14 protein-coding genes are annotated in these 17542 nt (G+C 34.3%); 4 read left to right on the forward strand and 10 right to left on the reverse strand.

Features of this window, described 5'->3' with window-relative positions; translation table 11 throughout:
• Positions 1 to 213 precede the first annotated feature (213 nt).
• Positions 214 to 696: a hypothetical protein gene (locus tag H4K33_RS07315; protein WP_182647805.1), complete on the forward strand. Its 483-nt coding sequence runs from the start codon at positions 214 to 216 to the stop codon at positions 694 to 696.
• Here the strand turns inward: H4K33_RS07315 and H4K33_RS07320 are convergent.
• The 6 genes from H4K33_RS07320 to H4K33_RS07345 all read right to left on the reverse strand — a co-directional run bounded on the left by H4K33_RS07320 (position 693) and on the right by H4K33_RS07345 (position 5946).
• Positions 693 to 1217 carry a hypothetical protein gene (locus tag H4K33_RS07320; RefSeq protein ID WP_182647806.1) on the reverse strand — a complete coding sequence of 175 codons (525 nt, stop codon included), beginning with the start codon at positions 1215 to 1217 and terminating at the stop codon, positions 693 to 695. The two genes, H4K33_RS07315 and H4K33_RS07320, sit on opposite strands and share 4 nt — an antisense overlap.
• A gap of 617 nt (positions 1218 to 1834) precedes the next feature.
• On the reverse strand, positions 1835 to 3013 hold the full coding sequence (locus tag H4K33_RS07325) for a VapE domain-containing protein (RefSeq protein WP_182647807.1): 1179 nt from the start codon (positions 3011 to 3013) through the stop codon (positions 1835 to 1837).
• A gap of 105 nt (positions 3014 to 3118) precedes the next feature.
• Complete coding sequence (locus H4K33_RS07330; RefSeq protein ID WP_182647808.1) at positions 3119 to 3505, reverse strand: AlpA family transcriptional regulator; 387 nt, start codon at positions 3503 to 3505, stop codon at positions 3119 to 3121.
• 104 nt (positions 3506 to 3609) lie between these two features.
• Positions 3610 to 4467: a hypothetical protein gene (locus tag H4K33_RS07335; RefSeq protein ID WP_182647809.1), complete on the reverse strand. Its 858-nt coding sequence runs from the start codon at positions 4465 to 4467 to the stop codon at positions 3610 to 3612.
• A gap of 4 nt (positions 4468 to 4471) precedes the next feature.
• Positions 4472 to 5599, reverse strand: coding sequence for a site-specific integrase (locus tag H4K33_RS07340; RefSeq protein WP_182647810.1), 1128 nt, complete (start codon positions 5597 to 5599; stop codon positions 4472 to 4474).
• A 149-nt stretch (positions 5600 to 5748) separates the two neighbouring features.
• Positions 5749 to 5946, reverse strand: coding sequence for a hypothetical protein (locus tag H4K33_RS07345; RefSeq protein WP_182647811.1), 198 nt, complete (start codon positions 5944 to 5946; stop codon positions 5749 to 5751).
• Between the two features lie 414 nt (positions 5947 to 6360).
• Between H4K33_RS07345 and trmD the strand changes: the two genes are divergently transcribed.
• Together trmD and rplS are read left to right on the forward strand one after the other, a co-directional pair.
• Positions 6361 to 7047 carry a tRNA (guanosine(37)-N1)-methyltransferase TrmD gene (gene trmD, locus H4K33_RS07350; RefSeq protein ID WP_182647812.1) on the forward strand — a complete coding sequence of 229 codons (687 nt, stop codon included), beginning with the start codon at positions 6361 to 6363 and terminating at the stop codon, positions 7045 to 7047.
• Between the two features lie 214 nt (positions 7048 to 7261).
• Positions 7262 to 7612, forward strand: a complete 351-nt coding sequence (rplS, locus tag H4K33_RS07355; protein ID WP_182627285.1) for a 50S ribosomal protein L19 — start codon at positions 7262 to 7264, stop codon at positions 7610 to 7612.
• A gap of 117 nt (positions 7613 to 7729) precedes the next feature.
• Here rplS and H4K33_RS07360 read toward each other — a convergent pair whose 3' ends face one another.
• Both H4K33_RS07360 and H4K33_RS07365 read right to left on the reverse strand, forming a co-directional pair.
• Positions 7730 to 11386 (reverse strand): M1 family aminopeptidase, encoded by a 3657-nt coding sequence (locus tag H4K33_RS07360; RefSeq protein ID WP_182647813.1) that lies wholly within the window; start codon positions 11384 to 11386, stop codon positions 7730 to 7732.
• 3 nt (positions 11387 to 11389) lie between these two features.
• Complete coding sequence (locus H4K33_RS07365) at positions 11390 to 12262, reverse strand: ABC transporter ATP-binding protein (protein WP_182647814.1); 873 nt, start codon at positions 12260 to 12262, stop codon at positions 11390 to 11392.
• Between the two features lie 195 nt (positions 12263 to 12457).
• Here H4K33_RS07365 and H4K33_RS07370 point away from each other — a divergent pair, with 195 nt between their 5' ends.
• A complete protein-coding gene (locus tag H4K33_RS07370) occupies positions 12458 to 13984 on the forward strand; it encodes a SulP family inorganic anion transporter (protein WP_182647815.1) in 1527 nt (508 codons plus the stop codon).
• Between the two features lie 325 nt (positions 13985 to 14309).
• On the opposite strand, the gene H4K33_RS07375 is transcribed toward H4K33_RS07370, so the two are convergent.
• The gene (locus H4K33_RS07375) at positions 14310 to 15344 is read right to left on the reverse strand and encodes a PLP-dependent cysteine synthase family protein (RefSeq protein WP_182647816.1); all 1035 of its coding nucleotides are present in this window, start codon (positions 15342 to 15344) and stop codon (positions 14310 to 14312) included.
• A gap of 69 nt (positions 15345 to 15413) precedes the next feature.
• The gene (locus H4K33_RS07380; RefSeq protein WP_182647817.1) at positions 15414 to 17474 is read right to left on the reverse strand and encodes a S9 family peptidase; all 2061 of its coding nucleotides are present in this window, start codon (positions 17472 to 17474) and stop codon (positions 15414 to 15416) included.
• Between the last annotated feature and the right edge of the window lie 68 nt (positions 17475 to 17542).

Raw genomic sequence — 17542 nt, forward strand, 5'->3', positions numbered from 1 at the left:
ATAATATCTACATTTGCATTAGAAAATATTACAAACAAGCGTGAGCTGTCGTTTTGGTAACGGAAAACTAGGAATCTTCTTAATACACCAAAAAGCGACAGACTTACGCCCGTGCCTTATACTGGCGTGGGCTGAGTCGTCGTGGTGTAAGGTATCCTAGTGCCTCCGTTTCCGATTGATTTTAGTTTCACGCCTTTTTTAATTTATAAGGTTATGAGCATACATCCTCTGATTAAAGTTCTAAATAGTGTATTGTTTAATAAAGTAGATGTTAAGTTTAAAGACAACAAGACTCTACAGTTATCGTCTAGTTTTATTGATAGTATTAAATTACTTAAGAGCCATAAGGTCTCTGATTATTGGGTGGAACAAATTGAAAAAACAATTCATGGTTTAGATAAACTTGAAAGAACATCTATTCTTCAAAGTACTCTTAATGAAGATTTATTTAAAGTAGTATTAGTCAAGACTACCTTTGAGATTTATCCTAAATATATTGATGTTAATAGCTTTGATCTAGCGAAAGATGGTTATAAGTTCGTCTTTGATAATTTACCTTGCGAGGTAATTACCTACTTAGTTTATGAATTAATTTATAAGTGTACCTATGACCAGGTATCTCTAATTGAGGACTCTTTATCAAAAGAAAAATATACAACTCTCTGTAATCTTGTCTCTCAAACTTATAGTCTTTAATTGATCCTTTTAGACATGACGGAATTATAACTTTTCACCATGAATTCATATTCATCTCTACTAAGTACTTCATATAATCTTTCAAACATGTCTTCTTGTTCCATTCCATTTAACTTAAGAAGATATATTAAGTTTTTAATCAGAAAGTCATAGTGATACTCTAAAGGATGTGTTATAGTATCATCCTCTGGATCTACCTTGAAAATAATATCACGTCGAGTTCCTTCTACTTTCTTATCAAGGGTCTTTATAAAACCAATAATTGTATTAGTTCGCTCTTTCATCATATTTGTTAATTCCTTTTTTTGCTCATTTAGAGAGGTAGTTAAAAGTTCACGATAATTTATTGGTTTAGTTTTAGCTTCTAAATTAAAATCTTTGACAAATTCATTTTCCACGAACGTATTGACTATTGTACTTACAACATGTAAAATTGGCTTACCTGTCTCCTTTGAAATTCGTTCTAAATGTTTGTATGTTTCACTGTATATTTTTACAGTTTTTCTTGAATAGTTACTCATAATGTATTGATTTGTAGTTGATTGATTTGTTTTGACTACTATTTTCTTTTCTAAAGAATCAGTTTAAAAGGTTCCAAGTTATTGATTTTTAATTAATTACACCCCGAATGGGCAAGTCTGGGTCGAACTTTTGTACGACGCCGTCTTGCTCTATTTCATAGAAGTGTTTTTTAAAGGAAAACACTTTTTTCTGATGAAAAGAAAAAATATCAAGTAGCTGTTAGTTTAGTGTAAGAAATAAGAATTGGTTTTATCTTTTATTTCTTCTGGAGAGTCATTTATAATTGGACTTGTATATCAAAATTTTCGATTATTTTATTTGACTTTTTAATACCTATTTTGTTTAAAAAATAGATCAAACATATTTTTCTGTTTCGCTACAGTTTATCATCTGCTCTAAAACATGTTTTTTACTTACCTAACTACCTTTTGGTTATAAGTTGTTGTTTTATAATGTTTTATATGCAAGGGTAAGTTGTTTTTGATCTTACCATCTTACCTAAAAAGCAGTAAATAGGTAAGTAGAAAATTATCTTACCTACCTAAGTAAGTTATTGTAAATCATATTAATATAAGGTTTTAGGTAAGTAGGTAAGGTAATTTGAGGTATTGAGCAATTATTCCTTAAACCCCCATGGAGAGTCTGTAAATTTTGCTTTAGCCAAATATCCATATACTTGTCTTTTTGCATGTTTAATTCGATTAAATCCATGTTTTTTCAAAGAGGTTCCTATTCTTTGATTGTTTAATTTATGCCCCATAACAGAAAGCTCAGTCATAATCTCTGTTGCTGTTCTAAAATCTTCTAAATCTTTACTTGGTTCATAAAAACGAAGGACAAATTCACTTTCTACAGTCTGAACTGTAAAACGCTCATTTCTTTTTTCATTAGCAATTACTTCCTCAACTGTTAAATCAGATTTGAACGTAGGTTGATGTTTATAAATATGATAGGCTTGCGACCAAAAATTATCCATATTAAATTCTTGACTATAAGAAAAGTTTACTCTACCAAGTACATCGAAGACAATCCAACGTACGCTTCCTGTTTCATCATTTAAAAACTCAAGTTTGTTTGTACTACCTACAAAACTGCAAATACGATAAAGTAAAGAGGATTTTTCAGCATAAGGTAAACGTTCGTTTACTGTTGTCTGTGATATAATCGATTTAATAGAATTGATATCGTATCTGCCCAGGATATCCAATTCTTCAATGTTAATGATAAAAGCTTTACATAGCTTAATTCGATCATCTTTGCTGACACCTATATTTTCGTAGTAGTAACGTTTTAGTGGTCTAGGACAAAGATTTTCTAGATAGGTTGATTTACCCGCATTTTGTTCTCCATTCCCTAAAATCAAACAATGTTTGTTAATTTGTTCTGGGTGGATGACTGTTTTAACTGCTCGTATAGCCCATTTTAATAAATGATGAGCAAAAAGATTATTATCGTCTGTATTAACATAAGAAGCATATTGCTTTATGTAGTCTTTTCCATCCCAAGTAGGGAGTTCTTCGAAATATTCTATTATGGGGTTGTATCGCTCTATAAAATGACTCTTTAAATACGTTTTTAAAGCTTGTGAACTTACGTTTAATTTTTCTCTATGTAAGTGTATCAGTAAAGATGATTCGTTAAACTCAAGAGTCTTATGTGATTTTGAACTGAATATTTCAAACTCTAAAGAGATTTCATTGAATTTGATAGTGAAATACTTGCTTAGTTCTTCGTGAATTTTATCATACACAGAGTCCTTGCGTGATGATATATCATATACGCTTATTTCTTCCATTAAATAAATAGTTGATTAATAAGAGTATAATACATATATTTGCATCATACTCTTGCGAGTGAGACAATATTAATCTGAAGCGTTCAAATTGCAACTTTGAACGCTTTATTTTTTTCTATTCTTGAAAGAATAATCAAGAGCTTGTTGCTCTAACTGCGATATAGATTGGCTTTTGTTTTGTCGTAACCAAGTATTTATTTCTTCACGATCAAAGTATAATATCTTCCCATTAGGTTTGTAAAAAGGAATTATGTTATTGTAAACAAGTTTATATATACTGGATGTTGACATGCCAATATAATCAGAAAGTTCTTGTACATTAAGCATTTCTTTTTGTTGAATGAGATTAAGCCCAATAGCATCTTTGAGTTCTCTTTGCTGATGAATTATTTGTTTTTTAAACGTATCAAATTCTTCAATTGTTTGAAGTAATATTCGTTGTAATTGAATAATGTTTTCTTTTTTTACATTTTTGTTTTCAATAGCTTTCATATGCTTTCCTTTATTTAATTATGGTGCAAATGAAAGTCAAAACCACCATGACAATCAAAGGATAACCATGACTAGTCACGGTAATAGCTTAAAAAGTCACGGTTTTATGATACAAACATTTCTTCAAATAATTCTTTGTGAAGAGGAAAGGGTTGTGAGACACCATTTTTTACTGTACCATAAAGAAATGATTTACCATCTTTTCGTTTAAAGTAGGTTATGAACTTAATAAGTGTAATAGAAAGCGGACACTGTTTCATAAAGTGCTTTTCAAATACTTTATGAAAGTAATAAAGAGAAGGGCCGTGTAAGTTTATTTGTAAATCCTTCTTAAGAAGGTTTCTTTTAAAATTATCAAAGGATAAATCTTTTATAATACCTTCTTCACGGAAACTTGAATACATTTTTTTTAAATCATCTTCCTGAAGATATTGAAAAAAATTATCATTTGAGTTTTGATCTTTAGGTGTGTTTACATCATCTACTGTGTTTATTTTAGAATGTTTGTTTTTCTGTTCTTTGATAAAATCAATGGTAGCTTGAATTTTCTCCTGATATTCTTTTACTTTTTGTTCAAAGCGAAGCTCTTCTTGTTCTTGGGCGATTTGCTCTTCTATTTTTTTCTTTTCTTCAGAATTTTCTGTCAAAGAGGGAGTTTTGAATAATGTTCTATCTTGAGTGTAGATTACATAAAATAAGATATTGCTAGCTAATAGAATAGCGTATAATATAATATTCAATTCTTTGAAAAAAATTCCAGTTGTCCAAATACTTTGAAAAGAAAAATAAGCGAAGAATAGAGTAGTTATACCAATCAGAAGCTTTAATCGGTCTAATTTGTTATCCCAAAGAATTACTTCTCCTAGTAAAAAGGGATATATCTTTTTAAAATAATAGTACCCGAAGTTTAGTACTAACATGATAAATAATACTGTTGCAGTTGTAATTAAAAATACTGTCATAATCTTAAATATTTACTGATGGGAAAAAATTTGCGGCTGCTTTCATTCTCTCGTCTACTATCTTAGCGTATATAGCAGTTGTACGGATTTCACGATGTCCTAGACGTTTTGATACTGTATAAATATCTGCACCATTTTCAAGTAGAATCACAGCATGAGTATGTCTTGCACTATGGAAAGTAATATGCTTTGAAATACCAGCTTTATTACACCATAGTACAATAGCGTTGTTATAAACTGCTGAGTATTTTAAACCTATAAATACACGGTTCATATTACCTTTACGCTCTCCCAATAGATCTCGAGCTTGTTTAGAGATATAAAGATATTCAACTCCATCTGTTTTTTCTTGTCTAAAATTTATGCGATATGAATCGTCTTCATCTCGAACTTCAGACCATGTCATAGTATTGATATCTGACCAACGTAATCCTGTAAAACAAGAAAATAGAAAAGCACGTTTTAATACTTCATATTTACATTCAGTATTGGCTAGGTCTTGTACTTCATTAAAAGTGAGGTATTCTCTTTGACTCTCTGCCTGTTCAAATGATTTAGCTTTAGGGGCATAATTTATAGCTAAATAACCTTCATCAAAGGCAGCACGTAAACAAGCTTTAAACTTATTGAAGTAGGAATATTTTGAGTTTAACGATAAAGGTAGATCGCTCTTAGTTCGGGCTTCTTTGTCAAAATAAGTGCGTATGCGTTTTACAAACTTTTCATCAATATCATCAAAGATAATATTAGGGGAGATACAACGTTTTAAATGAACCATTGTTGCAGTCCAATTGCCATAGTTCTTTGGACTGTTAATTTTCTCTTCTGTTTTCTCATGAAAGTAGTCTAAAAAGCGTCTTTTTCCCTTTGTAGTATTTTTAAGATCAAACTTACCTTGATAGTATTCTGCTTCTCTAATAGCTAGAAGTTTTTTAGCTAATAAAAGAGTTTCTTTATTCTCTTTTTTTTCATTAGCATTCTTTGGCTCACCATATAAGTATAATTTTAAATTCTCGTATTCTCTAATATGTTTACGTTTACCTTCTGGCGTAATTTCCGATCCTTTGTAATATTCAATAGCTAAATTAACTGAACCATCTTTTAATTTACGTTCTATAAGTGATATTTTCATAATTGGTACATTTGTACAGATTGATATTAAAAATTAGTACTGAATTAGTACATCATCTGATACAAAAGTAAACAAAAAGAAAAGACTATCAAGTATAAAAACCTGATAGTCAAATAAAAGAAAGTATATCTTACTAAGGGAAAGGTAATTTATTTGCCTTTAGTAAAAAGTCCTCTAGGTAATTGTTCTACAATAGGTATATCAGAGGGACAACTCTGATTGAGTAAATGCTCAATAGATTCGGCCTGCCCTGTCGTTGATGGTGCTCTGGAAACTTGACCAAAACTTTGTTGATGACCTACTAGCAATAACAAGAAGAACATCATAAAAAAATTTAACTTTTTCATCTCTACATATAGTTAATTTTATACCAATATTTATGCAAATATTATATAATATTACATTCAAATAAAAGAAACAAAATACAATACAAAAAACACAACTAACAATTTATGTCAAAACAATACACATAACACAAAAAATAACACTCACAAAAGAAGGAAGAAAAATTTTAATAAAAAACAACAAACGAAAGACAAAAGACATCAACCATAACGAAACAATAATTAACAATTAATTAACAATGTTGTTTTTATGAACAGATACTCCTATTTTTTGCTTCAAAAGGCATTCGTTTTAGTTTACTGAAAACACGTTTAGAACGCTCCACAATCCTCTTTTGAAAATGAACTTCTCTTTGTAAAAATATATCCATTGCATGGTATAAATTTGGATTGTACCTTTGTGTAAATTTTTTAAAGATGCGTATAGATATTATTTCCGTAATTCCCGAATTAATCGAAAGTCCTTTCCAAGCTTCAATCTTAAAGCGAGCGATTAGCAAAGGATTAGTTGAAGTGCACTTTCACAATTTACGCGATTACAGTACCAACAAGCACAAAAATGTCGATGACTACCAATTTGGAGGTGGTGCTGGTATGGTCATGAGTATTGAACCTATCGATCGATGCATCAGCGCATTGAAGGAAGAACGCGAATACGATGAGATCATCTATATGTCACCCGATGGAGAAACGCTCAATCAGACGATGGCGAACTCTATGTCGCTCTTAAAAAATATCATTATTTTGTGTGGTCATTATAAAGGGGTGGATCAACGTGTACGCGATCACTTTATTACCAAAGAAATTTCTATTGGCGATTACGTATTGTCAGGGGGAGAATTGGGAGCTGCGATCTTATGTGATGCGCTTATTCGCCTGATTCCTGGTGTATTAAATGATGAGACTTCTGCCTTAACGGATAGTTTTCAAGATAATTTGCTTGCTCCTCCTATTTACACAAGACCTTCTGAATACAAAGGTTGGAAAGTTCCCGATGTCTTGTTGAGTGGTAACTTTGCCGCTATTGACAAATGGAGAGAAGATATGGCGTATGAACACACCAAGAACAGAAGACCCGATCTTTTAGAAGAGAAAAACAAATAAGGCTAAGTTTCTCGTTGTTAAGCTCTTCTATTTAAATAGACAAACAAGAATGCCTTTTACGGAATAGCATCGACTAAAGAACGTTCTTCCAATTATTTAGCTTAAAAAATTAGGTTTATTTTATTGAAAATACATATATTTGCACTCGCTTTAAACTAACCTCTGGCGAGGTCCGTGTATGTTGGTTTAAATTAATTAATTATTTTTTTCAGAAATGGCAGATTTAATGAAATTCGTTCAAGACGAATTAGTTGCAAAAAAAGACTTCCCAGCATTTAAAGCTGGAGACACTATTACAGTGTACTACGAAATTAAAGAGGGTGACAAAAAAAGAACTCAGTTCTTTAAAGGAGTAGTGATCCAAAGAAGAGGTACAGGTGCTACTGAGACTTTTACTATCCGTAAAATGTCTGGTAACGTTGGTGTAGAGCGTATCTTCCCAATCAACATGCCTGCTTTAGAAAAAATTGAATTAAATCAAAGAGGTAAAGTTCGTAGAGCTCGTATTTTCTACTTCAGAGAACTTACTGGTAAAAAAGCAAAAATCAAAGAAAGAAGAGGATAATCTTAATTCTGAGACGAATAAAAAAAGGAAAGCAAATATGCTTTCCTTTTTTTTATTACAAGCTATTCCACGTCTTATCTTATACAAAACAAAAAAGGATCCTTTCGGATCCTTTTCTTATATTGTTTTTCTATTGTCATACGAACGTGTGTCAATTAACTTGTTGTATGGATCAACACCTACTTCTGTTGGTTTTTCATCTACAATAATAGTAAACTCATTTTCAATAGCAGTAATCTTTACTTTTTGTAAGTACAATACTTTTTCTTTGCTCTTAGCATCTTTTGCCTTCGCAAAAACACCTACCTCAACGTAGTCCGCCAAAGGAAGGGATTCTATTTTTAGCTTTTTATCGCCTGTAAATACCAATGGAGTCTCTCCGTGATCCGCATAGCTCTTCTCTCCTTTATCTCCTGCTCTATACTTGCTAACATACGCTTTTATCTTCACCTCATACTTTCCATTTGGCAATTCTTTTATGGTTGCGTTGTCTACATAATTATCATAGAGCGTAATGGTTTCGAACATGTCTTTCACCATATACTTTAATGAATCTGGTGTTGCACGCTTGATATCTTGTACAAGTTCTGTTGATATCGTATAAGGGGCTTCTTGGAAGGCCACTTTCTTAACGTAATCCTTCAACACGCCATTTAAAACAGTATCCCCCAAGTAATCACTCATCGTATAAAATACTAAAGATCCTTTGTTATAATGAATGTACTGTTGATTTTCATTGTACATCAATGGTTTCTCTTTCTTACTCTCTCTTGATCGTCCACCTAAATAACCATCTAAAGCTTCTTTCAAGAAACGCTGCATCTGTCCTTTACCGTATTCTTTTTCCAATACTTTCAACGAACTGTACTCGGATAAACTTTCGGATAACATCGTCGCTCCTTGTACGTTTGCACCGATCACTTGATGTGCCCACCATTGATGTGCTACTTCATGTGCCGTTACGGAGAAAGGGTAATCTACAGCATGCTCATCGGTGTCATCTACTTTAGCCACAAATCCAATCGTTTCTGAAAACGGAATGGTATTGGCAAAAGATTGAGCAAAGGTCCCCATCGTTAATGGAAACTCAATGATGCGCACTTGTTTGTGTTGATACGGACTAAAAGCATTGGTGTAATAATCCAACGATTTTTTAACCCCTGTCACCATACGATCAATGTTGTATTCATGCCCTTTGTGGTAGTAAATCTCAATATTGATATCGTTCCACTTATCGCGTTTTACTTCATAACGCGCTGAATTAAACGCATAAAAATTCAACATTTTCTGATCCATTTTATAGTGGAAATAACGGCGATTACCTTCCGTCCACTCTTTTTGTAAATACCCCGGTGCAATAGCAATTTGATCTACTGATGTACTTACTGTGGTTTCAAAGTGAATCCAATCTGCATCACTGCTGATATACGTATTTTGTAAAGCACGTTGATCTGTTTGTTCTGCCATGCGTTCTTTTGCAGGTAGATCATATTTTTTTCGAATCTCGTCATCGTTAATTTCTCCTCGATCGGTATAGCCTAATCCCGGAAAGAAACTGTTGTTTAAGAACGTTCCGTTGTTTAACACTGGTGATTCTGAACGAATCCACGTATTGCGTTTGTTTTCTACGACAAACTCCAAGGTTCTTGTTTCGCCAGCTTGCATAGGCGTGTCAAAACGATAGAAACTAACTCCTTGGATAGAATCTGTAGATAAAAACGTTCCTCCCTCAAGGACAATTGTATTCTTTAAACTTGGATAATACGACACATATAAACTATCTAAGGCTTGATTAGTCTTATTTTCAAGCACATAAGTTCCCCTTGCTTGGAAGTTATTCTGTTCTGGGTATAAATCGACATCTACCTTTACATCAACAATGCGAGGTTGTGCCATACCTTCATATTTTTTGTATGTTTTTTCATACGCTACTTGCAACAGTTCCGAGTCTTTAGACGAATGAAACACATTCAATACTGTATTCTCGTAGTACAAATATCCTCCTAAACTTACAAATGCAGTAAAACAAAGAATGGTTGGTACGACTACAATCGCTTTAGATCGTTTCTTCGCATAGTAAAAACGCTCTTTGAATCCGCTAAATACACCTCTTCTCCAGAATAACAAAGTCAAACCACTAATTCCAGCCACAAACAACAACCAGTAGAGAGAGAAGATGATAAATTTACCGAATTGCGCATTCGATCCAAAACTGTTCATATCAGAATAAGATGGAGCTGGAATCGAATTGAAGAAGAAAATCGGTTGTTCGATTCCAATTTGACCAATTGCTGGCCATCCCATTTGAAGGACAAGCAAAGCAAAGAAACCGATGATATAGTTTTTAAAGAAGGTTTGTACAGCGAGTGCCATCAACGCCCAAATAATAAACTCAATCCATCCATACCCCAGTAAACTTTGTAGATACAATCCCAATTCAAACGCATAGTAACCGTTGTACATTTGGATCGCTATACTCGTTGCAATAATAACAAGGAATAACACCAATTGCAAGCTTAACAAAGCAAAGAACTTAGAGGTAAACAGTACCCAGTTTGGCACAGGTGTAGAATCTACAAGTAAATTCATTCGCGTATTTTCACCGCGATGCACCAAAAGTCCTGCTCCTAAGAACGTAATCATTAAGATAAAGAAGGAGAAAGTAGCTCCTGGAATCATCAACATTTGTCTGGTCAACGGATAGGTTGATGTTCCATACATTTGCATAGCGAAACTTGCTACTAAAATCATAAATAGAACCCCTACCCCCACTAAAATCCAAAACACTCGATTGCGTGCTAAGAATTTAAAATCGAGTTTTGTAAAAGCAAATACATTGCTCCAATTGGTTTTTAGGGAATAATTATACTGAACTTTAGGTAGTTCGATTTTAAAGATTCCTCCAAAGTTGTTTTTCACCAAGCGTTCACCATCTCTTTTTCTCTTCCATGAGAAAGTAGCAGGCTGTTGTGCAAATTTAAACACACAACCAAGGATTACTAAAAATAAAGTAGAAATTCCCAACCACAACAAGCGATTGATGATGTAAAATTTTTCTAGAGGGAGATTGTTTACATTCATTTCTTCAATACTCCAGTACTGCATATAGTAGTGCAAGGCTTGTCCTCCAGAAGGATCTAATAACGCACCTATTTCTCTATAGTTCACATTAGCCGCTACACTATTAATCATTCCCTGTAAGATCATAATAATGATAATGGTAATGAACCCTGCGTAAATACTACGTGTAAGTGTTACAACAGTAAAAATGATTGCTCCCATAAACAACATATTGGGGATCAAATTAAATAAATACACTTGAACATAGTTCCACCATAGGTTTGGACCTAGTAATTCAGGATTTGCCCAAGGCACTAAGGTGGCCAAATAAGCGCCAATTCCCATCATAATACTGATTAGCAGAGTCACAAAGAAGGAACTCGTAAATTTACCCAGTAGATATTGCCATTTTGAAAAGGGATAGGAATATAAAATATGGTGTACATTATACTGATAGTCTCTGTAAATTGCCATTCCTATAATAGAAGGAAACAGAAAATACAACAGGGTATTGAACGCATCTAATAGCGAATTGATTACCGCAGCTGAGTTCATCTGCAACAAGGACGCAGACGTATTCTTAACAGCGTCAAATACCCCAATGGTAGACATCATGGAAAGAAAACTGATCGCGAAAAAAATAGCTAAGTACAAGTAAAACACCCAGCTCTTAAACCAGCGTTTAAGTTCAAAAGAAAAAATTGTTTTAAACATGACTTAGTTATTTTTTAGTGCCACAAAATAAACATCTTCTAAGGTTGGTTTCACCAATTCAAAACCTTCGCCTGCTAGAGAGTCTTCTGCATATACGCGAAGTTTCAAACGGTTTTCTTGGTTGTACTTTCCAGAAAGTATATTCAATTGGCTGTATTGTTCAACCTCTTCTCTATTGATTTCTTTCATCCAAACACGTCCCGTCAGTTTTTGTTCTGCTTCTTTTGGCGTACTGCGTTCTAACAAATGACCTCCGTTTAGAATAGCCATTTCATGGCATAATTCGTTAACATCATCCACGATATGCGTAGAAAAAATCACAATATTATTAGTTCCTATTTCGCGTAGTACATTTAAGAATCGATGGCGTTCAGCGGGATCTAATCCTGCTGTTGGTTCATCAACAATAATTAACTTCGGATCGTTTAACAACAATTGCGCAATACCAAAGCGCTGTTTCATTCCTCCTGAATATCCACTTACGCTTTTTTGCCTTACCTCATATAAATTAGTCACTTCCAAAACGCGATTTACAATTTCGCGTCGTTCAGTTGCTTTAGAAATCCCTTTTAAACGAGCAAAATAATCTAATAAATCTACAGCAGACATATTCGGATACACTCCAAAATCTTGCGGTAAATACCCCAAAATTTTTCTAAACTCATTTTGTTGCTCTAAAATATTGATATCACCAAAATGGATACGACCAGCATCTGGCTTTTGCAACGTAGCTATTGTTCGCATCAAAGTAGATTTACCTGCCCCATTCGGTCCCAATAAACCAAACATCCCTGGTCCAATTTCTATCGATAAATCATCCAATGCCTTTACCCCATTTTTATAGGTCTTACTCAAATTTTCAATAACTAGTTTCATACTTCTATTTTTTTGGTTTAACCTATAAGTATATCCTTTCTTAATTTTGTTACACAAACACCTATAATTATTAGCCTTACTATTAAAATATTCAGCTTTTTATGGGCACTTCTTCACTTTTTATAGTTAATCTTCTTTCTGATTTCGCGCTTACATCATTTAAAACTTTATTTTTGCAGCGAATTGAATATCATTATGTCACAGTCTTATTTTTCGTTTAAAATGCCGAAGGAAGTCAACCTAAAAAATGAAATCCTCGCCGGATTAACCGTTGCAATGACCATGATCCCCGAGTCATTATCCTTTGCTATCCTAGCTGGGCTCACTCCTTTAACAGGTTTATATGCAGCTTTTTTAATGGGAATTATCACGGCTATTTTTGGAGGTAGACCTGGTATGGTATCTGGTGGAGCTGGAGCAACCGTTGTTGTTCTGATTGCATTAGCTGCGCTACACGGTGTCGAATACTTATTTGCGGCTGTTGTATTAGCAGGAATCATTCAATTTATTGTAGGAATCTGTAAGTTAGGTCGTTTTGTGCGACTCATTCCTCAACCTGTGATGTATGGTTTTTTAAACGGATTAGCGGTCATTATCTTTATGGCACAAGTTGCGCAATTCAAAACCTCAACCGCAGCTTCTGCTCCTTGGTTAACAGGCAAGCCCTTGTATCTCATGTTGGGATTAACTGCCCTTACTATTGCCATTGTTTGGCTTTTTCCAAAACTGACCAAAAAAGTTCCTGCCTCTTTAGTAGCAATTATCGCGATTACGCTACTCGTATTCTCACTTCAAATGGATACCAAGAAAGTACTTGACATTGCGGAAGTAAGTGGAACTTTTCCTCGTTTTCACCTTCCTCTTGTACCCTTTACTTGGGAAACCCTCCAAATTATTTTTCCCTTTTCTATCGTTATGGCAGGTGTCGGATTAATTGAATCTCTACTCACACTGAATATTGTAGATGAAATTACGGATACCAAAGGCAATAGCAACAGAGAAGCTATGGCGCAAGGAGGTGCTAATATTGTTAATGGTTTCTTTGGTGGTATGGGTGGATGTGCGATGATTGCTCAAACCTTAGTTAATCTAAATGCTGGGGCAAGAACGAGAATTGCAGCAAGTATTGGAGCCTTGACCATTCTTTTGATTATTCTTGTTGGCGGTCCCGTTATCGAACAAATCCCCATGGCTGCCCTTGTAGGAGTAATGATGGTTGTAGCCCTAACTACTTTTGAATGGGTATCTTTCCGACTGATTACCAAAATGCCTAAAACAGATATTTTTACTTTGTTTCTCGTTACGGCTATTATTATTTTTAGCCACAACTTAGCTTTAGCCGTTTTAGTTGGGGTAATTGTATCTGCCCTAATCTTTGCATGGGACAACGCTAAGAGAATCCGAGCGAGAAAATCTTGGGATGAACAGGGCAATAAAGTATATGAAATTTATGGTCCCCTATTCTTTGGAAGTACAACTTCCTTTGCAGAAAAATTTTTTCCATTAGAAGATCCTGACAAAATAATTATCGATTTCAAAGAATCACACCTTGCAGATATGTCTGCACTTGAAATACTTCGAAAGGTAATCACGAAGTACCAAGAACAAAATAAAACGGTGACATTGCGCAACCTTCGAGCAGACAGTATTCGCTTAATTCACAATAGCACGTTTTTTCAAGACATTGAAATAGAACAAACTACAAACGATCCAGTTGCTTAACATTCACTTGTAATGACTTCTATTCCGAATAGGTGTGAATTTTAATACATGTGAAACGAATAATTCCCTACATAAGGAATAAAACAAAGAATAACACACTTATTTAACGATCATACTAAATAAAGATTCGTTTATTTAGATTTTTTACATACATTTGTTCATCTCTTATCATAAAAGACAAAAAAATAATACGTAATATTCTTTCATTGAAAGATAAAAAGAAAGAGTCCAAACCCAGTTTAGACGATTACTTCTTCTTTCTGATAACCCCTTAATCTGAAAGCGAAAAAGGCTGTTTAATTAAACAGCCTTTTTTATTTTACATTTATTGAATGTAATTAATTTCATTTTTAGGTTCACTGTCATCGAGAAAACCTTGCTGATGCATCCAGTCATCACTGTAAATTTTACTCATATAACGCGATCCGTGATCTGGGAATAACATAACCACTACGCTATTTTCATCAAACACACCTTGCTCTGCGTATAATCGCGTTGCCTGTAAGACAGCTCCTGAAGTATAGCCCAAGAATAGTCCTTCTGTGCGAGCTAATTCTCTTGCAACTAAAGCGGCATCTTTATCCGTTACTTTGACGAATTGATCAATAACAGAGAAGTCAGTTGCGGAAGGGATTAAGTTTTTCCCTAATCCTTCTATTTTATATGGCGCAATTTCTTTGGGATCTAGTTCTCCTGTTTCGTGGTATTTTTTCAATACAGATCCGTAAGCATCGACACCTAAGATTTGAATATTCGGATTCTTTTCTTTTAAGTAACGAGCCGTACCGGAGATGGTTCCACCTGTACCTGAACAACAAACAAAATGTGTAATTTGTCCTTTTGTTTGTTCCCAAATTTCGGGTCCTGTTGACAAATAATGTGCTTCTGTGTTGAGCTCATTAAAATATTGATTGATATAGATTGACCCTGGTGTTTCTTCATGTACGCGTTTTGCCACCTCGTAATAAGATCTTGGATCGTCAGCAGCTACGTTAGCAGGACAAACATATACTTTTGCTCCCATCGCTCTCAACATATCAATTTTATCGGGCGATGATTTGTCGCTAACAGAAAGAATACATTTGTATCCTTTGATTGCGCTAATCATTGCAATACTGAATCCTGTATTTCCAGATGTTGTTTCTACAATTGTCCCTCCTGGTTTTAGGATTCCCTTTTTCTCCGCTGTTTCAATAATGTGTAAGGCAATTCTATCTTTAGCGGAATGACCTGCATTAAATGCTTCAACTTTTCCGTAAAAATGCCCTGCCAATGAAGCAGTAACTTTGTCTAATTTCACTAAAGGTGTCTGACCTACTAAAGAAATTACATTGTCAAACGCTTGGATTTCTTCTTTCATTTTTCAATTTATTTTTACTGTGTTTAGTACAGCAATCATGCTAAACAAAGGTATTAATTTATTTATTTTTTACTGGTGGATTCCTTGTAAATCCAACATAAAAGCAAACTCTTTTGCTACTTCTTTCAGCGATTCAAATCTCCCTGAAGCACCTCCATGTCCGGTATCCATATTGATATCGAAATACAACTGGTTGTCGTTGGTTTTCATCTCTCTTAGTTTGGCTACCCATTTTGCAGGCTCCCAATATTGTACTTGTGAGTCGTGTAATCCTGTTGAGATATACATATTAGGGTACTCTTGCGCGCTCACATTATCATAAGGGGAATACGATAACATATAGTCGTAATATTCCTTTTCATTTGGATTTCCCCATTCGTCGTATTCTCCAGTTGTTAGTGGGATACTGTCATCTAGCATGGTTGTCACTACATCGACAAAAGGCACTTGTGCAATCACACCTTGATATAAATCTGGACGCTCATTAGCAATAACGCCCATAAGCATTCCGCCCGCAGATCCACCTTCTGCAAAAAGATGTTCTTTAGAGGTATATCCTTGTTCAATTACGTATTCTGAACAAGCGATAAAATCATTGAATGTATTTTTCTTCACTAATAGCTTTCCATCTTCATACCAATCACGTCCCATATCTTCACCTCCACGAACATGTGCAATGGCATATACAAAACCGCGATCTAACAAACTCAAACGCGTTGTTGAAAAGTAAGGTTCCATCGTTATACCGTATGATCCATAGGCATACAACAAAAATGGATTTTTACCATTGCGTTCCATCCCTTTTCTATAAATCATAGAAATAGGCACTTTTACACCGTCTTTTGCAGTAGCCCAAATGCGCTCCTCTACATAGTTATTCTTGTCAAAATCACCCAATACTTCTTGTTCTTTTAAGATCTCTTTTTCTTGGGTACGCATATTGAAGTCAATTACAGAAGAAGGTGTATTCAACGATTGATAGACAAATCTAAACTTCTCTGTTTCGAAATCGGCGTTAATCTGTGCTTGAGCATTATACGTTTCGCTTTCAAATGGCAAATAATACGCTTCTTCTCCTGCTTTCCAAGGTTGAATTTTGATATGAGGTAATCCATTTGATCGCTCTGAGATCACTAAGTAATCTTTAAAAATATCCACCCCTTCTAACAGCACATCTTCTCGATGCGGAATCAATTCTTTCCAATTTTCACTTGCTGTTTGAACTTCAGAACAAGACATCAATTTAAAATTGTCTGCCTCATCTTTATTTGTCAAAATATAAAAGCGATCATCGTAATGCGAAATGCCATATTCAACGCCTCGTTCTCTTTTTTGAAAAATTCTAAATACTCCTGTTGGATTATTTGCTTCTAGAATACGGTATTCACTAGTTAACGTACTCTCACTTCCAATAACCAAATATTTTCTCGATTTTTCTTTATAAATAAACGTATCAAACGTATCATCTTTTTCGTGGTAAACCAATACATCTTCAGCTACAGATGTTCCAATAACGTGTTTGTAAATTTTATCCGAACGCAAGGTAACCGCGTCTTTACGGGAATAAAATAACGTTTTGTTGTCGCTTGCCCAAGTCGAAGCACCCGTTGTATTGCTAATGGCTAAATCTAACACTTCTCCTGTTTGAAGGTTCTTTACATAAAGGGTGTATTCTCTTCGTGAAACAGTATCAATTCCATATGCTACCCATTGATTATCTTCCGAAACAGTTATACCTCTCAAGTGAAAATAAGCGTAAGGAGCGGCCAATTCATTACAATCAAACATAATTTCTTCCGTTGCTTCTAAACTGCCTTTTTTACGCGAGTGGATAGGATAGTCTTTTCCTTGTTCAAATCGCGTGATATAGTAATAGCCATTGTAAAAATAAGGGACAGAAGAGTCATCCTCTTTGATTCTGTTTTTCATTTCTGCAAATAAGTTATCCTGTAATTCGCGAGTATGTTGAGTTGAGGTTTGGTAATAGTTTTTTTCTGCTTCTAAATAGGCCAAAACCTCTTTATCTTCTCTGTCATTTAACCAAAAATAGTTATCAATACGAGTGTGGTTGTGCGCAGTTAATTCATGCGCTATTTTTTTTGCTCTTGGAGCCTGAATAGATTCGTTCATCTTTTTAATTTAAAATACAAAAATACAAGTTTTTAACGGGCTTACCCAAGTTTTAGGCGATCGTTCCC

Source organism: Myroides sp. WP-1 (genome assembly GCF_014145635.1).
Classification (GTDB): domain Bacteria; phylum Bacteroidota; class Bacteroidia; order Flavobacteriales; family Flavobacteriaceae; genus Flavobacterium.